The organism is Actinokineospora sp. NBRC 105648, from assembly GCF_030269645.1.
GTDB lineage: Bacteria > Actinomycetota > Actinomycetes > Mycobacteriales > Pseudonocardiaceae > Actinokineospora.
Genome location: NZ_BSTR01000043.1, coordinates 12241 through 30300, shown reverse-complemented (window position 1 = coordinate 30300; position 18060 = coordinate 12241). Strand labels below are relative to the sequence as shown.

General features: G+C 70.2%; 15 protein-coding genes and 1 riboswitch. Of the genes, 12 read left to right on the top strand and 3 right to left on the bottom strand.

Going from position 1 to position 18060, the window contains the following annotated elements:
• Positions 1-38: 38 nt before the first annotated feature.
• From QSK30_RS28415 to QSK30_RS28400, 4 genes are all read left to right on the top strand, one after another.
• Positions 39-1505, top strand: a complete 1467-nt coding sequence (locus QSK30_RS28415) for a potassium/proton antiporter (RefSeq protein ID WP_502871898.1) — start codon at positions 39-41, stop codon at positions 1503-1505.
• A gap of 65 nt (positions 1506-1570) precedes the next feature.
• Positions 1571-1687, top strand: a riboswitch (SAM riboswitch).
• 32 nt (positions 1688-1719) lie between these two features.
• A complete protein-coding gene (locus QSK30_RS28410) occupies positions 1720-3084 on the top strand; it encodes an aminotransferase class V-fold PLP-dependent enzyme (protein ID WP_285507428.1) in 1365 nt (454 codons plus the stop codon).
• Between the two features lie 41 nt (positions 3085-3125).
• On the top strand, positions 3126-3713 hold the full coding sequence (gene lspA, locus QSK30_RS28405; protein ID WP_285507479.1) for a signal peptidase II: 588 nt from the start codon (positions 3126-3128) through the stop codon (positions 3711-3713).
• 41 nt (positions 3714-3754) lie between these two features.
• Positions 3755-4639 carry an RluA family pseudouridine synthase gene (locus tag QSK30_RS28400; RefSeq protein WP_285507478.1) on the top strand — a complete coding sequence of 295 codons (885 nt, stop codon included), beginning with the start codon at positions 3755-3757 and terminating at the stop codon, positions 4637-4639.
• Between the two features lie 390 nt (positions 4640-5029).
• Here QSK30_RS28400 and QSK30_RS28395 read toward each other — a convergent pair whose 3' ends face one another.
• Both QSK30_RS28395 and QSK30_RS28390 read right to left on the bottom strand, forming a co-directional pair.
• Complete coding sequence (locus tag QSK30_RS28395) at positions 5030-5968, bottom strand: Lrp/AsnC family transcriptional regulator (RefSeq protein ID WP_285507426.1); 939 nt, start codon at positions 5966-5968, stop codon at positions 5030-5032.
• Between the two features lie 86 nt (positions 5969-6054).
• Positions 6055-6690, bottom strand: coding sequence for a nucleoside/nucleotide kinase family protein (locus QSK30_RS28390; protein WP_285507425.1), 636 nt, complete (start codon positions 6688-6690; stop codon positions 6055-6057).
• Between the two features lie 118 nt (positions 6691-6808).
• Between QSK30_RS28390 and dnaE the strand changes: the two genes are divergently transcribed.
• The 7 genes from dnaE (at position 6809) to QSK30_RS28355 (ending at position 16386) form a co-directional block, all read left to right on the top strand.
• Positions 6809-10342, top strand: coding sequence for a DNA polymerase III subunit alpha (gene dnaE / locus QSK30_RS28385; RefSeq protein WP_285507423.1), 3534 nt, complete (start codon positions 6809-6811; stop codon positions 10340-10342).
• Positions 10343-10412: 70 nt separating this feature from the next.
• Positions 10413-11651, top strand: a complete 1239-nt coding sequence (locus QSK30_RS28380; protein WP_285507422.1) for a cytochrome P450 family protein — start codon at positions 10413-10415, stop codon at positions 11649-11651.
• Between the two features lie 77 nt (positions 11652-11728).
• Positions 11729-12955: a cytochrome P450 family protein gene (locus tag QSK30_RS28375; protein WP_285507420.1), complete on the top strand. Its 1227-nt coding sequence runs from the start codon at positions 11729-11731 to the stop codon at positions 12953-12955.
• A 93-nt stretch (positions 12956-13048) separates the two neighbouring features.
• Positions 13049-13402 carry a hypothetical protein gene (locus tag QSK30_RS28370; protein ID WP_285507418.1) on the top strand — a complete coding sequence of 118 codons (354 nt, stop codon included), beginning with the start codon at positions 13049-13051 and terminating at the stop codon, positions 13400-13402.
• 10 nt (positions 13403-13412) lie between these two features.
• Complete coding sequence (locus tag QSK30_RS28365) at positions 13413-13964, top strand: DUF8467 domain-containing protein (protein WP_502871897.1); 552 nt, start codon at positions 13413-13415, stop codon at positions 13962-13964.
• A 427-nt stretch (positions 13965-14391) separates the two neighbouring features.
• A complete protein-coding gene (locus QSK30_RS28360; protein ID WP_285507414.1) occupies positions 14392-15111 on the top strand; it encodes a hypothetical protein in 720 nt (239 codons plus the stop codon).
• A gap of 9 nt (positions 15112-15120) precedes the next feature.
• Positions 15121-16386, top strand: coding sequence for an adenosylmethionine--8-amino-7-oxononanoate transaminase (locus QSK30_RS28355; protein ID WP_285507412.1), 1266 nt, complete (start codon positions 15121-15123; stop codon positions 16384-16386).
• Between the two features lie 611 nt (positions 16387-16997).
• Here QSK30_RS28355 and QSK30_RS28350 read toward each other — a convergent pair.
• Positions 16998-17240, bottom strand: a complete 243-nt coding sequence (locus tag QSK30_RS28350; RefSeq protein ID WP_285507411.1) for a glutaredoxin family protein — start codon at positions 17238-17240, stop codon at positions 16998-17000.
• A gap of 72 nt (positions 17241-17312) precedes the next feature.
• On the opposite strand from QSK30_RS28350, the gene bioD reads away from it, so the two are divergent.
• Positions 17313-18029 (top strand): dethiobiotin synthase, encoded by a 717-nt coding sequence (gene bioD / locus QSK30_RS28345; RefSeq protein ID WP_285507410.1) that lies wholly within the window; start codon positions 17313-17315, stop codon positions 18027-18029.
• Positions 18030-18060 lie beyond the last annotated feature (31 nt).

The window sequence follows — 18060 nt, the reverse complement described above, 5'->3', positions numbered from 1 at the left end:
GGGCGGACGACGGGGGAGGTGGCGTGGACGGACTGACCATGGCGCTGGGGATCGGGGCGGCCGTGCTGCTGCTGTCCGTGCTCGCGGTGCGGGTCTCGGTCCGGCTGGGCCTGCCCTCGCTGCTGCTCTACCTCGGGATCGGTGTGCTGATCGGCGAGGCGGGGCTGGGCATCCAGTTCTCCAACGCCGAGCTGACCCAGGCGCTAGGCCTGGCCGCGCTGGTGCTGATCCTCACCGAGGGCGGGCTCACCACCCGGTGGCACGAGGTCAAGGCCGCGCTGCTGCCCGGGATCGTGCTGTCCACAGTGGCCGTCGTGGTGACCATCGGGGTCACCGGCGCCGGGCTGCACTGGATCCTGGGCTTCGAGTGGCGCTACGCCCTGCTGTGGGGCGCGGTGCTCGCCTCGACCGACGCCGCGGCGGTGTTCAGCGTGCTGCGCGGGCTGTCGGTGTCGCGCAAGCTGGTCGGCTCCCTGGAGCTGGAGAGCGGCATGAACGACGCGCCCAGCTACATCGCCGTGGTGGTGCTGGCCTCGGTCGACCCGGTCGCCTGGAGCCTGCCGCTGACCGTGCTCTACGAGTTGGCCGCGGGCGCGCTCATCGGGCTCGGGCTGGGGTGGCTGGGCACGCACGCGCTGCGCCGGGCCGCCTTGCCCGCCACCGGTTTGTACCCGCTGGCCACCGTCGCGGTGTGCGTGCTGGCCTTCGCGGGCGGGCAGGCCGCGCACGCCTCCGGGCTGCTGGCCACCTACCTCGCCGCCCTGGTGCTGGGCAACTCCCGGCTGCCGCACCGCTCGGACACGGTCTCCTTCGCCGAGGGACTGGGCTGGCTGGCCCAGATCGGCCTGTTCGTCCTCTTGGGACTGTTCGCCTCGCCCTCGCGGCTGCTCGACGCGCTGGTGCCCGGCCTGGTCGCGGGCGCGGTGGTGACGCTGGTCGCCCGACCGCTGTCGGTGTGGCTGTCCACCGCGCCGTTCCGCGTCCCCTGGCGCGAACAGGTCTTCCTGTCCTGGGCGGGGCTGCGCGGCGCGGTGCCCATCGTGCTGGCGATGATCCCGCTCTCGCAGGGCGTGCCCGGCGCGCAGCGGCTCGTCGACGCGGTGTTCGTGCTGGTGATCGTGCTGACCCTGGTGCAGGGCGGCACCCTCGGCGTGCTGGCCAAGGCGCTCGGCCTGGAGACCGGCGCGCGGGCCAGGGAGGTCGAGGTCGACGTGGCCACCCTCGACGAGCTCGACGCCGAGCTGCTGCAGGTCGCCATCCCGCCCGGGTCGAAGCTGCACGGCGTCTACCTCTCCGAGCTGCGGCTGCCACCGGGTGCCACGGTGAGCCTGGTGGCCCGGGCCGGTGGCGCGTTCACCCCGGTCGGCACCACCCGGTTGCAGGAGAACGACCAGGTGCTGATCGTGGCCACCCAGCAGGCGCGCGAGGCCACCGAGACCCGCATCCGCGCGGTCGACCGGGCGGGCCGCTACGCGAAGTGGAAGGGCGAGACCGGCCGGGCGTGACGCTGCTCTCATCCCCCGGACGGGTGCTCGATCCCCGGGCGCGGGTCCGCTACTTTCATCCCGTAGGTCATGAGTGCCAGCGTCAAGCCCCGGTTTGCTGGCCGGCAACCCTCCTCCGCGGTGGGGTGCCCCGGGTGAAGACCTGGTCCTCCCGCGCAGTGCGGGACGGGCAAGCGCGGGCCCCACGGGGTCCCCAGGACCCTGGAGGTCAGCCGTGACGCTCGCCGTGCCCACCGCCCGCACCGAGGCCACCCCGCTGCCGGAGCCGCTGCTGCCCACCGTCGCCGGTGCCCGGCTGGTCGTGCCGCTGGTGGACGGGACCCGGACCGGCTACGCCAACCTCGACCACGCCGCCAGCGCGCCGTGCCTGGACACCGTGCGCGACGCCGTCGACGAGCTGCTGCCCTGGTACGCCAGCGTGCACCGCGGCGCCGGGTTCGCCTCCCAGGTCAGCACCAAGGTCTACGAGCAGGCCCGGCACGTGCTGCGCCGCTTCGTCGGCGCCCGCGGCACCGACGCGGTGGTGTTCACCCGCAACACCACCGACAGCCTGAACCTGCTGGCCAGGGCGCTGCCCAAGGACACATCGGTGGTGCTGTTCGACACCGAGCACCACGCCGCCCTGCTGCCCTGGCGCGGCCCCCGGGTGCGCCGGATCCAGACCCCCGCCGGCCCGGGCGACGCGGTCGTCGCGCTCGGCGACGCGCTCGCCGAGTGCCCCACCGGGCCCCGGCTGGTCGTGCTGACCGCCGCCTCCAACGTCACCGGCGAGGTGTGGCCGGTCGCCAGGCTGGCCGCGGTCGCCCGCGCCCACGGCGCCCGGGTGGTCCTCGACGCCGCCCAGCTCGCCCCGCACCGCCCGATCGACATCGGCGCGCTGGGGGTGGACTACGTGGTGCTCTCCGGGCACAAGGTCTACGCCCCGTTCGGCTGCGGCGCGCTGGTCGGGCGCGCGGACTGGCTCAAGGCGGCCGAGCCCTACCTGGTCGGCGGCGGGGCGACCGCGCAGGTCGTGGACTGGGGCGACCGGCTCGGCGTCGCCTGGTCGGCGGTGCCGGAGCGGCACGAGGCCGGCTCGCCCAACGTCGTCGGCGCGCACGCGCTGGCAGTGGCCTGCGAGACGCTGTCGCGCAACTGGGACGGGATCGTCACGCACGAGCGGGTGCTGCTGCGCAAGCTGCGCGCCGGGCTGGCCACCGTGCCCGGGCTGCGCTCGCTGAGCCTGTTCGGCTCGGACAGCGACCGGGTCGGGGTCGTCAGCTTCACCATCGACGGGATCGACGCGGGCCTGGCCGCGGCGGTGCTCTCCGCCGAGCACGGCATCGGGGTGCGCGACGGCGCCTTCTGCGCGCACATCGCCACCCGCAGGCTGCTGGGCCGGGTGGGCGCGCACGAGCAGCGGGCGCTGCGGGTCAGCGTCGGCCTGGGCACCACGGCCGAGCACGTGGACCGGCTGGTCGGCGCGCTGCGCGGCCTGGTCGCCGACGGACCGGGTGCCGAGTACGTGCTCGTCGACGGCCGCTGGGCGCCCGTGAACGACCCGCGACCGCTGCCCGCGTTCCTGCGCGAGGTGCGCTGACCGACCCGCCGGGGCCTGCGTGGACAATGGGCCCGGTGAGCATGGAACACGGCGACGATCCTGGTACCGACACCGAGCCGGAGGTGGTGGCCGAGCAAGCCGCCCCGGCACCGCCGAAGCGCCGGGGAGCGATCCTGCTGGTCACCGCGCTGGTGTGGTTCGCCCTCGACCTGGTCACCAAGGTCATCGTGACCGCCACGCTGGAAGGCCACGAGCCGGTCCGGCTGCTCGGCGGCGCGGTCTACCTGCAGCTGGTGCGCAACCCGGGCGCCGCGTTCTCGATGGCGACCGGGATGACCTGGCTGTTCACCCTCATCGCGACCGGGGTCGTGGTCGCCATCGTGTGGATCATGCCCAAGCTGCGCTCCACCGGCTGGGCCCTGGGCCTGGGCCTGGTGCTCGCGGGCGCGCTGGGCAACCTGGCCGACCGGGTGTTCCGCGCCCCGGCGGTCTTCCAGGGCCACGTGGTCGACTTCGTCTCGGTGTTCGCCCCCGACGGCGACTTCTTCCCGGTCTTCAACGTCGCCGACGCCGGGATCTCCGTCGGCGGCGTCCTGATCGTGCTGATGGCCCTGCTCGGCCGCGACTACGACGGCTCCCTGACCACGAAGAAGAAGGTGGCCGAGTGAGCGAGTCCCGCACACTGCCCGTACCCGACGGCCTCGACGGCATGCGCGTCGACGCCGGCCTGTCCAAGCTGCTCGGCCTGTCTCGCACGGTCGTCGTCGCCATCACCGAGTCCGGCGGCGTGCTGGTCGACGGCAGGCCCGCGGGCAAGTCCGACCGGCTGCTGGCGGGCTCCTGGCTGGAGGTCACGCTGCCCGAGCCGGAGCGGCCGGTGGAGCTCAAGGCGGTCGCGGTGGAGGGCCTGGAGATCATCTTCCAGGACGACGACGTGGTGGTCGTGGACAAGCCGGTCGGGGTCGCCGCGCACCCGAGCCCGGGCTGGAGCGGTCCGACGGTGATCGGCGGGCTGGCCGCCGCGGGGCTGCGGATCTCGACCTCGGGCGCTGCTGAGCGGCAAGGGGTCGTGCACCGGCTGGACGTGGGCACCACCGGGGTGATGGTGGTGGCCAAGAGCGAGCACGCTTACACGGTGCTGAAGCGGGCGTTCAAGGAACGGACCGTGGAGAAGCGCTATCACGCACTGGTGCAGGGGCATCCTGATCCCAGTGAGGGGACGATCGACGCGCCCATCGACCGGCACCCCCGGCACGATTACCGGTGGGCTGTGGTCGCGGGCGGGAAACCCAGCATCACGCACTATTCGACGATCGAGGCGTTCCGGGCCGCGTCGTTGTTGGACGTGAAGCTGGAGACCGGGCGGACGCACCAGATCCGGGTGCACTTCTCGGCGTTGCGGCACCCGTGCGTGGGGGACCTGACCTACGGGTCGGACCCGGCGTTGGCCAAGCGGCTGGGGCTGTCGCGGCAGTGGCTGCACGCCCGGTCGTTGGGGTTCCACCACCCTGCTGATGGGCAGTGGGTGGAGTTCTTCAGCGAGTACCCGGCTGATTTGGCTGGGGCGTTGGACGTGCTGGCGGCGGATTACTGAGTTTGCTTGTTTGTTCTGTGCGGCTGGATTGCGCCGGGGGCTGGATTGGGTGAAACTGCTTTGTTTGGGGCCCCTAAGAAAAGAGGCGCGGTGGGTAGAGCGGGTGGGAAAGGGATACCCACCGCCGAACTAGGCTAGCGCCTCTTTTCTCCCCAAACAAAGCAGTTTCACCCAATCCAGCACTTGGCGGGGTGGTTGGGGACTGAAGTCGTGTGGGGTTGCCTGGTTGGGGTTTAGCCCAGTGGGGCGTTGCGTGTGTATAGGTTTGTGCGTGCGTGCGTGCGTGCGTGCGTGCGTGCGTGCGTGCGTGGGCCGGGCCTGGGGTCGCAGGTGTGACGGGTCTGCGGGTGGGGAGCCTCTGCGTGTGCGTGGCGGGTGCTCTCCGGCTGATCAGGTGTCGACTGTCCAGGTGAGGGTCAGGGATTCCTCGTCGGGGCGGGGGCTCCAGCTGACCTTGGTGATCACGGTGTCCTCGGGGACCACGTAGACCGTGTGGCCGCCCGCCGTCTCGCCGGGCTGCACGCCGATGCGGTGCGGGGGCCTGGAGGACAGGGAGACCGGTGCCTTGGAGATCGGCTGGTTGTCCGGGGTGACCAGGACCAGGTACAGGTCGGGCAGAGTCGCGAACGGCACTGATCCCCGGTTGGTGAGCTCGGTGTGCACGACGATCGAGCGTTCGCCCGGTTGTAGGCGGTAGCCGGCGGCGGTGAAGAGGTAGTCGGCGGGGTCGACGACCTCCACCAGCTGGATGGCGAGGCGTTCGCCCTCCAGGCCGGAGGTCTCCAGGGTGGCGCCGACCTTGCCCTGGCGGGAGGCCATGACGCGGGTGGCGGGCTGGGTGCGGTCCATCGACCCGCCGGTCGACGGTGGTTGGTCGCCGCGTGCCCAGGTTGAGGTTTGGGGTGGGCCCCAGGTGCTGATGGGCTCGCTGGCCACCGGGAAGGGCTGGCTCGGGGGGCCGGTGGGCACTGGGAACGGGGTGCTGGGCGGGCCGGTGCGGACGGGGCCGCTGTGGTGGTACATCGGCGGCGGCGGGGAGAACGGCAGCGGTACCGGTTGGGGCTGGGGCGGGGGCTGCTGCTGGTAGCCGCCGGGGGCGGGTTGGCCGTAGTAGCCGACCGGGCCGGTCATCCTGGCCAGGGCCGCGCGCAGGCCGTGGGGGTCGCACTCGACGCCGACGAGCAGCGGGAGGCCCGCGCCGGAGAGCGCGACCAGGCGCGAGGCGACCTCGCGGGGGTCCATGCCCAGCCGCGCGGCGACCTCGTGCACCGCTGCCCTGCCCATTTCGGCGACCACACCGAGCAGGCGGGCATCAACCGGATCCGTCACGCCCGTGGACGCTACCCGGTCGCCCCGGTGAGCGCGCCGGAAGCCGGGCGGTGACACGGTGATCTTGGCCCTGGGTGATCATCCGCTCACACCGGGGCGTCGTCGAGCACCGCCGGGTGGCGGGGGTCGTCCACCCGGACCCCGACGTCGGCGGTGTGCAGCGGCCGCACCTGCGCGTCGTAGCGGGCGAAGGCGGGCAGGGCCCAGTGCTCCTCGGCGGGCAGCCGCCTGGCGAGGGCGGGGGCGGAGAGCCACAGGTGCGCCGACACCTCGTGCGGCAGGCCGCGGCCGAGGAGCAGCTCGCCGTCGAGCAGCAGGACGCCGCCCGGGGCGAGGTCCAGGTAGTCGGCCCGGGTGGCGCGGTCGGTGACCGCGTCCCAGCGGGCGGGCAGCACCCGCCCGGATCCGCCGCGGCCCAGCGGTGCCAGCACCTCCCGGCGCAGCGCCCCCTCGTCGAGCCACAGGTCGTACCGGGCGTCGGCGTCCTGCCTGCCCCGCTCGAACCGCAGCGACGCGGGGCGCAGGAAGTCGCCCGCGGACACCCGAAGGACCGGCCTGCCCAGCACCCGCAGCCGCGCCCCGACCTCGTCGGCGAGGGCGCCGGGGCCGGTGGGCGGGGCGCCGTCCAAGATCACCCGGGTCCACTCGGCACGCTCGCGCGCCTCGACCATCGCGGTCAGCTCACGGGCCAGCACATCGGGTGACACCGGTCGGAATCTCATGGCCCCAGTCTTGTCGGTCGGCTGTCCTACACTCGCGCCTTTCCCGTTGTACCAACACGTTCGAGACTCGCCGAGGGGGCCTCCCCAAGGTGATCTCGCCGGGAGATAGGTTGTCCGGGTGGCTGACTCCTTCGCTCATCTTCACGTGCACACCGAGTACTCGATGCTCGACGGGGCGGCCAAGCTCAAGGACATGTTCGCCGAGTGCGAGCGGCTGGGGATGACCTCGGTCGCGATCACCGACCACGGCCACACGAACGGCATCTACGACTTCTTCCGGCAGGCCAAGGCCGCGGGCATCAAGCCCGTCCTGGGCATCGAGGCCTACCTCGCGCCGGAGTCGCGGTTCAGCAAGCAGCGGGTCCGCTGGGGCGACCCGGGCCAGAAGAGCGACGACGTGTCCGGCTCCGGTGCCTACACCCACCAGACCATCTGGGCCCGCGACGCCACCGGCCTGGGCAACCTGATGAAGCTGTCCAGCCTGGCCTCGATGGAGGGGCAGCTGGGCAAGTGGCCGCGGATGGACCGCGAGCTGATCGCCGAGAACTCCGCCGGGCTGATGGCCACCACCGGGTGCCCCTCCGGCGACGTGCAGACCCGGCTGCGGCTGGGCCAGTTCGACGAGGCCGTGGCGGCCGCCGGGATGTGGCACGAGGTCTACGGCAAGGGCAACTTCTTCGTCGAGCTGATGGACCACGGGATCGAGATCGAGAGCCGGGTCCGCTCCGGCCTGGTCGACCTGGCCCGCAAGCTCGACATCCCGTTCGTGGTCACCAACGACTCGCACTACACGTTCAAGGGCGAGCGCGAGTCGCACGACGCGCTGCTGTGCGTGCAGACCGGCAAGACGCTGCAGGACCCGACCAGGTTCAAGTTCGACGGCGACGGCTACTACCTCAAGTCGCCGGAGGAGATGCGCGCGGTGGACGCCTCCGACCCCTGGCAGGAGGGGTGCCGCAACACCCTGCTGGTGGCCGAGAAGGTCGACATCGGCGGGATGTTCGAGTTCCGCAACCTGATGCCCAAGTTCCCCATCCCGGACGGCAAGACCGAGGACGAGTACTTCCGCGAGCAGGTCTGGGAGGGCATGCGCCGCCGGTTCCCGGACGGGATCGACGACGTGCACACCAAGCAGGTCGAGTTCGAGATCGGCGTCATCCTGCAGATGGGCTTCCCGGCCTACTTCCTGGTGGTCGCCGACCTGATCCAGTGGGCCAAGAACAACGGCATCCGGGTCGGCCCCGGCCGGGGGTCGGCCGCGGGCGCGCTGATCGCCTACGCGATGGGCATCACCGATCTGGACCCGCTGGCGCACGGGCTGATCTTCGAGCGGTTCCTCAACCCGGACCGGGTGAGCCCGCCGGACATCGACATCGACTTCGACGAGCGCCGCCGCGGCGACGTCATCCGCTACACCACCGAGAAGTGGGGCGCGGACAAGGTCGCCCAGGTCATCACCTTCGGCACGATCAAGGCCAAGGCGGCGATCAAGGACTCCGCCCGGGTGCTGTTCGGCCAGCCCGGCTACGCGATCGCGGACAAGATCTCCAAGGCGTACCCGCCCGCGGTGATGGCCAAGGACATCCCGCTCAACGGGCTGTTCGACCCGCAGCACAAGCGGTACAACGAGGCCACCGAGATCCGCGAGCTCTACAACTCCGACCCGCAGGTCAAGGAGATCATCGACACCGGCCGCGGCCTGGAGGGGCTGATCCGCAACGCCGGTGTGCACGCCTGCGCGGTCATCCTCTCGGCCGAGCCGCTGATGCAGACGATCCCGCTGTGGAAGCGCCCGCAGGACGGCTCGATCATCACCCAGTTCGACTACCCGACCTGCGAGTCGCTCGGGCTGCTGAAGATGGACTTCCTGGGGCTGCGCAACCTCACCGTCATCGACGACGCGCTGCGCAACATCGAGCGCAACGGCAAGCCGGTGCCCGACCTGGAGACCCTCGGCCTGGACGACAAGGCCACCTACGAGCTGCTCTCCCGCGGTGACACGCTCGGGGTGTTCCAGCTCGACGGCGGGCCCATGCGCGACCTGCTGCGCCTCATGCGCCCCGACAACTTCGAGGACATCTCCGCGGTCGGCGCGCTCTACCGGCCGGGCCCGATGGGCGCCAAGTCGCACACCAACTACGCGCTGCGCAAGAACAAGCAGCAGGAGATCACCCCGATCCACCCGTCGCTGGCCGAGGACCTGGCGGACATCCTCGGCACGACCTACGGCCTGATCGTCTACCAGGAGCAGGTCATGGCCATCGCGCAGAAGCTGGCGGGCTACACGCTCGGCCAAGCCGACCTGCTGCGCCGGGCGATGGGCAAGAAGAAGAAGGAGGTCCTGGACGCGGAGTTCGTCAACTTCTCCGGCGGCATGGAGAAGCGCGGCTTCCCGAAGGACGCGATCAAGACCCTGTGGGACATCCTGGTCCCGTTCGCCGACTACGCGTTCAACAAGGCGCACTCGGCGGCGTACGGCTTGGTGTCGTACTGGACCGCTTACCTGAAGGCGAACTACCCGGCCGAGTACATGGCCGGGCTGCTCACCAGCGTCCGCGACGACAAGGACAAGGCCGCGGTCTACCTCGCCGAGTGCCGCAAGATGGGCATCACGGTGCTGCCGCCGGACGTCAACGAGTCGGAGAAGGAGTTCGCCCCGGTCGGCGGCGACATCCGCTTCGGCCTCGGCGCGATCCGCAACGTCGGCGCCAACGTGGTCGACTCGATCATCAAGGCGCGCACCGAGAAGGGCGAGTTCGCCGACTTCTCCGACTACCTGCGCAAGGTCGACGCCTCCGGCTGCAACAAGAAGGTCGTCGAGTCGCTGATCAAGTCGGGCGCGTTCGACTCGCTCAAGCACCCGCGCAAGGGCCTGTTCCTGATCCACACCGACGCCATCGACGCGATCATGGAGACGAAGAAGGCCGAGGCGGTCGGCCAGTTCGACCTGTTCGGCGCGGCGGGCGGCGCGGACGAGAGCGTCTCCAGCGTCTTCGACGTCCGCGTCCCCGACGACGTGTGGGAGAGCAAGCACCAGCTGACGCTGGAGCGCGAGATGCTCGGCCTCTACGTCTCCGGTCACCCGCTCAACGGCGTGGAGCACATCCTCACCGCGCAGTCCGACACCTCCATCGCGGCCATCCTCGAGGGCGGCATCGGCGACGGCGCGCAGGTCGTGATCGGCGGCATCCTCGCCTCGGTCAACCGCCGGGTCAACCGCAACGGCGAGCCGTGGGCCTCCGCGCAGCTGGAGGACCTGGCCGGTGGCATCGAGGTGCTGTTCTTCCCCAAGACCTACGCGGTGATCGGCATGGGGGTGCTCGAGGACGCGATCGTGCTGGTCAAGGCCCGGGTGGCCAAGCGGGACGACCGCACCTCGCTGATCGCCAACGACCTGGCGGTGCCGGACCTGTCCAACGCCGCCGGGGCGCCGTTCCGGCTGAGCATGGCCGCCACCAAGTGCACGCCGCCGCTGGTGGCGCAGCTCAAGGACGTGCTGGGCAACCACCCGGGCACCACCGAGGTGCACCTCAAGCTGATCAACGGGCCGCGGCAGACCCTGCTCAAGCTCGACGACGCGCTGCGGGTCAGCCCGTCGCCGTCGCTGATGGGCGACCTCAAGGCGCTGCTCGGTCCGGGCTGCCTGTCCTAGCGCACCGTGCCCGGGTGATCACGGGTACGGTGTTCGGTGAACGGGGTTCACCGGCGTGGATGGGGGAGCGGTGTCGCTGCGCGAAGACGTGCTCAGGCTGGACGAGGGGTTCTTCCAGGACCCGTACGCGCTCTACGACGAGCTGCGCGAGACCGGGCCGGTGCGCCAGGTCCTGATGCCGCAGGGCGTCTACGCGTGGCTGGTCACCCGCTACGCCGACGCGCGCGCCGCGCTCGCCGATCCCCGGCTGAGCAAGGACGTCGCCGCCGCCGGGACGCTGATGCAGACCAACCGCGAACCGGGCAGCAGGCGGCCGGAGTTCGGCGGCGAGCTGGCCGCGCACATGCTCAACATGGACCCGCCCGACCACACCCGCCTGCGCAAGCTGGTGAACAGGGCGTTCACCGCGCGCGGGATCGAGCCGATGCGCGCCCGGGTCCAGCAGATCACCGACGGGCTGCTCGACGCCCTGGCCGAGCGCGGCGAGGTCGACCTGATCGCCGAGTTCGCCTTCCCGCTGCCGATGACGGTGATCTGCGAGCTGCTCGGCGTCCCCGACGCCGACCGCGAGTCCTTCCGCGGCTGGACCTCGACGGTCACCTCGACCGCGCCGTTCGAGCAGATCCAGGCCGCGGGCATGGCGATGGCCGAGTACCTGGTCAAGCTGCTGGCGCACAAGCGCACCGCGCCCGGCGACGACCTGCTGACCGCGCTGATCGAGACGAGTGAGGACGGCGACCGGCTCAGCGAGGTCGAGCTGGTGTCGATGACGTTCCTGCTGCTGCTGGCGGGCCACGAGACCACGGTCAACCTGATCAGCAACTCCGTGCTCGCGCTGCTGCGCAACCCCGAGCAGCTCGCCGCGCTGCGCGCCGACCCCGGCCTGCTGCCCGGCGCGATCGAGGAGTTCCTGCGCTACGAGGGCCCGATCAACCTCGCCACCATGCGCTACACCACCGAGCCGGTCGACTTCGACGGCATCGAGGTGCCCGCCAACGAGTTCGTGCTGGTGTCCCTCGGTGCCGCGAACCGCGACCCGGAGCGCTTCCCCGAGGCCGATCGACTGGACGTGGCCCGCGCGCCGTCGGCGCACCTGGCGTTCGGGCACGGGATCCACTACTGCGTGGGCGCGCCGCTGGCGCGGATGGAGGGGGAGATCGCGCTCGGCTCGCTGCTGCGCCGCTTCCCCGACCTGGCCCTCGCGGGCGACCCGGTGGAGCTGGTGTGGCGGGAGAGCACCATCGTCCGGGCGCTCGACACGCTGCCGGTGCGGCTATCCGCAACTCCTATCGACCCAGTCGAGGTGTAGTTAGCCGGGTTTATCTCCGCCAGGTCTCGCTAACGTGGCTCCCGCACGCGGTTTTCCGCCACCTAGCGGGGGAAGTCATGACCTTGCCCGACGCCGTGACCCGTCTCGACGCGAGCTTCTTCCAGGACCCCTACGAGATCTACGCCGAGCTGCGCACCGCGGGCCCGGTGCGCAAGGTGGTGCTCCCGCAGGGCACCCACGTGTGGATGGTGACCAACTACGCCGACGTCCGCGCCACGCTCGCGGACCTGCGGCTGAGCAACGACATCTCCCGCGCGCAGCCCGCCTTCGAGCACCACCGCGACCCCGACAAGCCCCCGGTGAAGTTCGACGCCGCGCTGTCCACGCACATGCTCAACTCCGACCCGCCCCAGCACACCCGCCTGCGCAAGCTGGTCACCAAGGCGTTCACCGCGCGCGGTGTGGGGCACCTGCGGCCGCGCATCGAGGAGCTCAGCACCGAGCTGCTCGACGGCCTGGCGGCGCGGGTCGCGGCGGGCGAGCGGGAGTTCGACCTGATCGCCGACTTCGCCTTCCCGCTGCCGATCACGGTGATCTGCGAGCTGCTCGGCGTCCCGGACACCGACCGCGACGCCTTCCGCGAGTGGGGTTCGACGATCCTGTCGGCCAGCCCGCCGGAGGTCATCCGCGACGCCCGCACGGCGATGGCGGAGTACATGGTCAGGCTGCTGGCGGGCAAGCGCGAGGAGCCCGGTGCGGACCTGCTGACCGCGCTGATCGACGCCCGCGACGACGGCGACCGGCTCAGCGACCGCGAGCTGGTGTCGATGACGTTCCTGCTGCTGCTGGCGGGCCACGAGACCACGGTCAACCTGATCGCCAGCGGGATGCTCTCGCTGCTGCAGGCCCCGGACCAGCTTGCCCTGCTGCGCTCGGACCTGGGTCTACTGCCCGGAGCCATCGAGGAGTTCCTGCGCTTCGAGGGGTCGGTGAACATCCCGACCGTCCGGCACACCCTGGAGCCGGTCGAGATCGGCGGCGTACCGATCCCGGCGGGCGAACTGGTGGTCGCCCCCCTGGCCGCGGCCAACCGCGACCCGAACAAGTTCCCCGACCCGGATCGGCTCGACATCACCCGCGCCCCCGCGGCCCACCTGGCCTTCGGCCACGGCGTGCACTTCTGCGTCGGCGCACCGTTGGCCCGGCTGGAGGGCGAGGTCGCCCTGGCGGGCCTGCTCTCGCGCTTCCCGAACATCTCCCTCGCCGCGGACCCCGCTGACCTGGTGTGGCACGAGAGCACGGTCGTCCGCGGATTGCACTCCTTGCCGGTACTGCTGTCCTGACTGATGGAGAACTAGCCGAGGGTGCCCGCGCTATGGTTGCCATGTGCGGGTGCTCTTGGTGTGGTCGTCAGGGTGCTCTGACTCCGGCGAAGCATGGACACAGTGATCATTGAGGGTGTGCGGATAGTTCGAGAAGGCATCCAGGGTTGGCCCGTGCTCCAAGGGGTCGCTGTCCCGGGCGACGTCGAGGTGCTGTCGGTCGAGATCGCTCGTGATGTCCGCGAGAAGGTGGCCGAGGCCATCGCGCGAGCCGCGCGGGTGGTGGGGTCGGCGCTGTCTTCGGCGCAGGTGGGAGGCGATGTGTCCTTTCTTGTTGCGCTTGGGCGGAACGTTACGCCGTACAACGCCCTCGGGGTGCTGAACCAGCGCAAGGATGGTCTTTGGGGTGCTGTCGAGAAATCTGGGTGTGCCGTGATCGACAAACTTGCCGCTCATCTGTCGAGCTGACTGACTGGCAATGGCGAGAAGAACCAAGCAGGCGCAGGTGATGCTGCTCCCGGAGGACGAGCGGGAGATCTATGACGCTGTCCTTGCGGTGCATCCTGCGGTCGCCCTTGTGGAAGACAGCGGGGCGTGGTCGAAAGACGACTGCCCGCCTGTTCGGGCTGAGGTTTCGGACTGCAGGGTGAATGCCATGATGTGGCATCGCGAGATGTTTCCTCAACTGTGTGTCACGGTGTCCGACGAAGGGCTCCTTCGGGGGCCCTCGGGCTATCCGCTGGTCCAGTGGCTCCGCAGCCGCGAGAAGACGCCGGGGGTGTTGAGTTCGGGGCGGTGGGCGGCGGTGTTCGACAGTGAAGACGTCGAGATGCAGAAGTTCGTCCGCAGTCTTTTCCGGATCCTCTTCCGGCTTACGGACAACCAGGCGAGCATGCTCCTCCCCGGTGGGGTGACCCGGGCGGCCTTGGAGTACCGGGTTGGTCCGCGTGCCCTGGGCGCAGCCAGGGCGGGGGAGTTGCGGTTGGTGTCCGGGGTGGCTCCGATGATCGCGAATCCTGTGGCCGAGTGAGCCTCGGTCCCTCCGCGTTGACGGGAGATCCGCAGGCGGAAATCCGCACGATGTCGTGGGTGAGAATCCCAGGGCATTCCCGCTGCGAAATTTCGGGGCCGTCGCCGAATTTGGTACGGGCGATCGGCAGGGATTCTCGGTCATCGGCGGCCTATGTGTCAACGGAGTCTCGTTCTGAATCTTGACGATGGGACTGTCTAGCGCCCTTCCTCGATTCCTCGGTGCGCGAAGGGCTTGATCTCGACGATCGGCGTCAGGTGTGTCTGGTGTCGCGAGTGGACTGACCTGGGTGGCGGGGTGGTGCGGTCCTCTGTGGATTCCGCAGGGCCCTGGTCGCCTGGGACACGGCTGACGGCGTGGGTGACACTCCGGCGCGGTGGCTGGTCAATGCCGGGGTTCGCGGGGTCGGTTGGGTAGCGTGGCGGCTGTGCGGGGGCAGGGTGAGCGTGAGGTAGCGGGGGTGGTGGCCGACCGGTTGCGGCGGGTGCGGCCCAGGTTGGTGCTGGTCGCTGCCCTGGGACCGGTGCTCGGCGCGGTGCTCACGGTGCTCTGGGGTGGGCAGCCGGGTTGGCTCGCTGTGCCGTTGGCGCTCGCCGGTGCCGGGGTCGCTTACTTCCGGTCACGGCGGTTTCGGCCGCGCCGGTGGCCGGTGGCCGGAGCCGTGCTCGGCGCGCTCAGTGGTGCCTACCTGACCCTTGTCTCCCCTTGGCTCGCGCCGATGGCTTTCGTGCTCGGTGGTTTGGGGTGGTTGGCCGCCGGGCGAGCTCGGGCGCAGGTGTTGCGGCCGTACACGCCTGAGTTGGCTGATTCGTTGGTTGAGGTTCCGTGGCAGGCGCGGGGGGCTCGCGGGCTGGAGCTGCTCGTCTCCCACGACCGGATCACGTTGTCCGGTGGGCGGGGGCCGTTCCGGTTGGTGCGGCCGATGGTGGCACTCAGTGGGGTAGGCGCCGTGGAGCAGGTGATGGTGGCCCGGCGGGCGACGTTGCCGCTGCCCGGGGTCGGGGAGTTGCGGGTGACGGTCACGCCGGGGCCCGCTGTGCGGATCATGGTGCCGCCGGGGGAGTGGATCCTGCCGACCGACCACGGCCGGGAGATCGCCCGGCTGGTCGCCCGCCGCAAGGAACTGGCCGGCATCGCGGCTCGGTAGCCTGCTCGGGTGAGCCCTGAGGAGTTGGTCGCGCTCGACCGAGCGCACGTGTGGCACCCGTACGGACCGATGCCGGGCACCCAGGACCCGCTGGTGGTCGAGTCCGCGCAAGGCGTGCGGCTGCGCCTGGCCGACGGTCGCGAGCTGGTAGACGGCATGTCATCGTGGTGGGCCGCGATCCACGGGTACCGCCACCCGGTGCTCGACGCCGCTGTCACGGACCAGCTCGGTCGGATGAGCCACGTGATGTTCGGCGGCCTCACCCACGAACCGGCGGTCCGCCTCGCGCAGCGCCTCGTGGAGATCACCCCGGACCCGCTCCAGCACGTCTTCCTGTGCGACTCCGGCTCGGTCGGCGTCGAGGTCGCGATCAAGATGGCCCTGCAGCACTGGCGCTCCCTCGGCCACGACCGCAAGACAAAACTCCTGACCTGGCGCGGCGGATACCACGGCGACACGTTCAACCCGATGTCCGTCTGCGACCCAGAAGGAGGCATGCACTCCCTCTGGCGCGGCGTCCTGCCGGTGCAACAGTTCGCAGACGCCCCACCCACGGCCTTCGAGCACGACTACGTCGCCCACCTGGCCGAACTCCTGGAAACCCACGCGGACGACCTGGCCGCCGTCATCATCGAGCCGGTAGTCCAAGGCGCGGGCGGAATGCGCTTCCACGACCCCCGCTACCTCCACGTGCTCCGCGAACTGACCCTGGCACACGACGTCCTACTGATCTTCGACGAGATCGCCACCGGCTTCGGCCGCACGGGAGAGCTGTTCGCCGCCGACCACGCGAACATCAGCCCGGACATCATGTGCGTCGGCAAGGCCCTGACCGGCGGATACCTCACCATGGCCGCGACCCTGTGCACCTCCCGAGTGGCCAACGGGATCTCGCAGGGCGAAGTCCCAGTGCTCGCCCACGGCCCGACCTTCATGGGCAACCCCCTAGCCGCATCGGTCGCCCTCGCCTCGATCGACCTCCTCCTGTCCCAGGACTGGCAGACCACGGTCAAACGAATCGAGTCCGAACTGACCCATGGCCTGGCCCCGGCACAAGACCTCCCCAACGTCCGAGACGTACGAGTCCTGGGCGCGATCGGAGTGGTGCAGTTGAACCACGAGGTCGACATGGCCAAGGCAACCAAGGCAGCAGTTGACAAGGGTGTCTGGCTAAGACCATTCAGAGACCTGATCTACACCATGCCCCCATTCATCAGCACAACCGAAGACATAGACACAATCACACAGGCAATCCTGGCAGCAGCCAGCGCATAGCCCCTGCCCCTGCCCCTCGCCCTTGTCCCTGTCCTTCGGTCTGAGTCTTTATTCTTTCAATCTCTAAATGCCGAGCCCGCTGGTACGCAACACCCGTTACGTTTGTGCTCGATTGGGTGGACTGCCTTCGTGTGGGGGGAGAGCACCGCTAAACTTGCCGTGTGGTGGGGATGCCCTTCACCCGCCCTTTTTTCGCCACCGCGGTGCTCTAGGGGCCCCACGCGAAGGCAGTCCGGCCAATCGAGCCCCGCTCTTACTCGGGCAGCTCGTGGGGTGTGCCGCACGCCGACCTACGGTCGACCTTGTTGGCGGCTCATCGCATGGGCTGCCCGATTTGCAAGCAGGGCTCGATCTAGTGAACTCGCTTCGTGCGGGGCCCCTAGAGCACCGCGGTGGAGAGAAAAGGGCAGGGTAAGGGCATCTCCACCCACGGCAAGTTTAGCGGCACTCTCCCCCCACACGAAGCGAGTCCACTAGATCGAGCATCCGTAACGGGACTTGCGTACCAGCGTGGTCGGCCTATCCGCTGCGGTATTAGGGGGGGCGAGGGCGACCTTTCCGCTATGGATGGCCGGGAAGCCCGAGGGGAGGGGGCAGGCTCGCGGGGAACGCTATCCCAATGCTGTTTCCAGTTCGGTATTCGTCGGTTCCACCAGCACATAACCGCTTGGCAGGACGACCACCGGGATGTTGTGCCGTCCTCCCGCGAGTTCTGCCGCTCGTTCTCGTGCCGCTGTGTCGTTCTCGACGTCTATGAGGGTGAACGGTACTTCGTTGCGGGTCAGCCAGGACTTGGCTCGCCTGCAGTCTCCACACCACTCAGCGCTGTAGATCACCACGGGTTCACTGGTCACGCTCCCAACGATAACGCCGGGGAGGCGGAGCCGAGGTTCCCTACCAGTTGCCAGGGGCTAGCCTGTTGCACCGTGAGTGTCCTCGTGATCACCGGGACCGGCACGGGCGTCGGCAAGACCGTCGTCACCGCCGGGATCGCCGCGCTCGCTCGGTCGGCGCGGCGTCGGGTGGCTGTGCTCAAGCCCGCTCAGACCGGGGTCGCGGCCGCCGAGCCGGGCGATCTGGCCGATGTCGTGCGGTTGGCCGGGGAGGTCACGACGCGCGAGCTGCGTCGGTTCGCCGAGCCGTTGGCGCCGGACACGGCCGCTCGTCGGGCCGGGATGCCGCCGGTTCGGCCCTCGGAGGTCGCCTCGGCGGCGGTGGAGCTCGATCAGGACCACGACCTGGTCCTCGTCGAGGGCGCCGGCGGGTTGTTGGTGCGGTTCGACCCCGATGGCGGCACGTTGGCCGACGTGGCGTGGGCGCTGGGGGCGGCGGTCGTCGTCGTCGCGCACGCGGGGTTGGGGACGCTGAACACCGCCGCGCTCACCGCTGAGGCGTTGCGCAGGCGTGGTGTCACCTGTGCCGGGATCGTGATCGGTTCCTGGCCCGCTGAACCCGATCTTGCGTCGCGGTGCAACGTGGAAGATCTGCCCGAGGTCGCCCAAGCCCCGCTGGTCGGGGCCTTTCCCGAGGGCTCTGGTGCGCTCTCCGCCACCGAGTTCGCCGAGGTCGCGCGCCGTGCGCTGGCGCCGTCGCTCGGTGGGGAGTTCGACGCGAAGGACTTCGCCGACGCGCATCCCGCGTGAGATTCATCGCTGATGGTTGTCAGTCACATGC

Coding starts and splice junctions, on each gene's coding strand:
- QSK30_RS28415 (WP_502871898.1), top strand. CDS start 39: ATGGCGCTGGGGATCGGGGCGGCCGTGCTGCTGCTGTCCGTGCTCGCG.
- lspA (WP_285507479.1), top strand. CDS start 3,126: ATGGAACACGGCGACGATCCTGGTACCGACACCGAGCCGGAGGTGGTG.
- QSK30_RS28370 (WP_285507418.1), top strand. CDS start 13,049: ATGGACACAGTGATCATTGAGGGTGTGCGGATAGTTCGAGAAGGCATC.
- QSK30_RS28400 (WP_285507478.1), top strand. CDS start 3,755: ATGCGCGTCGACGCCGGCCTGTCCAAGCTGCTCGGCCTGTCTCGCACG.
- QSK30_RS28365 (WP_502871897.1), top strand. CDS start 13,413: ATGGCGAGAAGAACCAAGCAGGCGCAGGTGATGCTGCTCCCGGAGGAC.
- QSK30_RS28390 (WP_285507425.1), bottom strand. CDS start 6,690: ATGAGATTCCGACCGGTGTCACCCGATGTGCTGGCCCGTGAGCTGACC.
- QSK30_RS28375 (WP_285507420.1), top strand. CDS start 11,729: ATGACCTTGCCCGACGCCGTGACCCGTCTCGACGCGAGCTTCTTCCAG.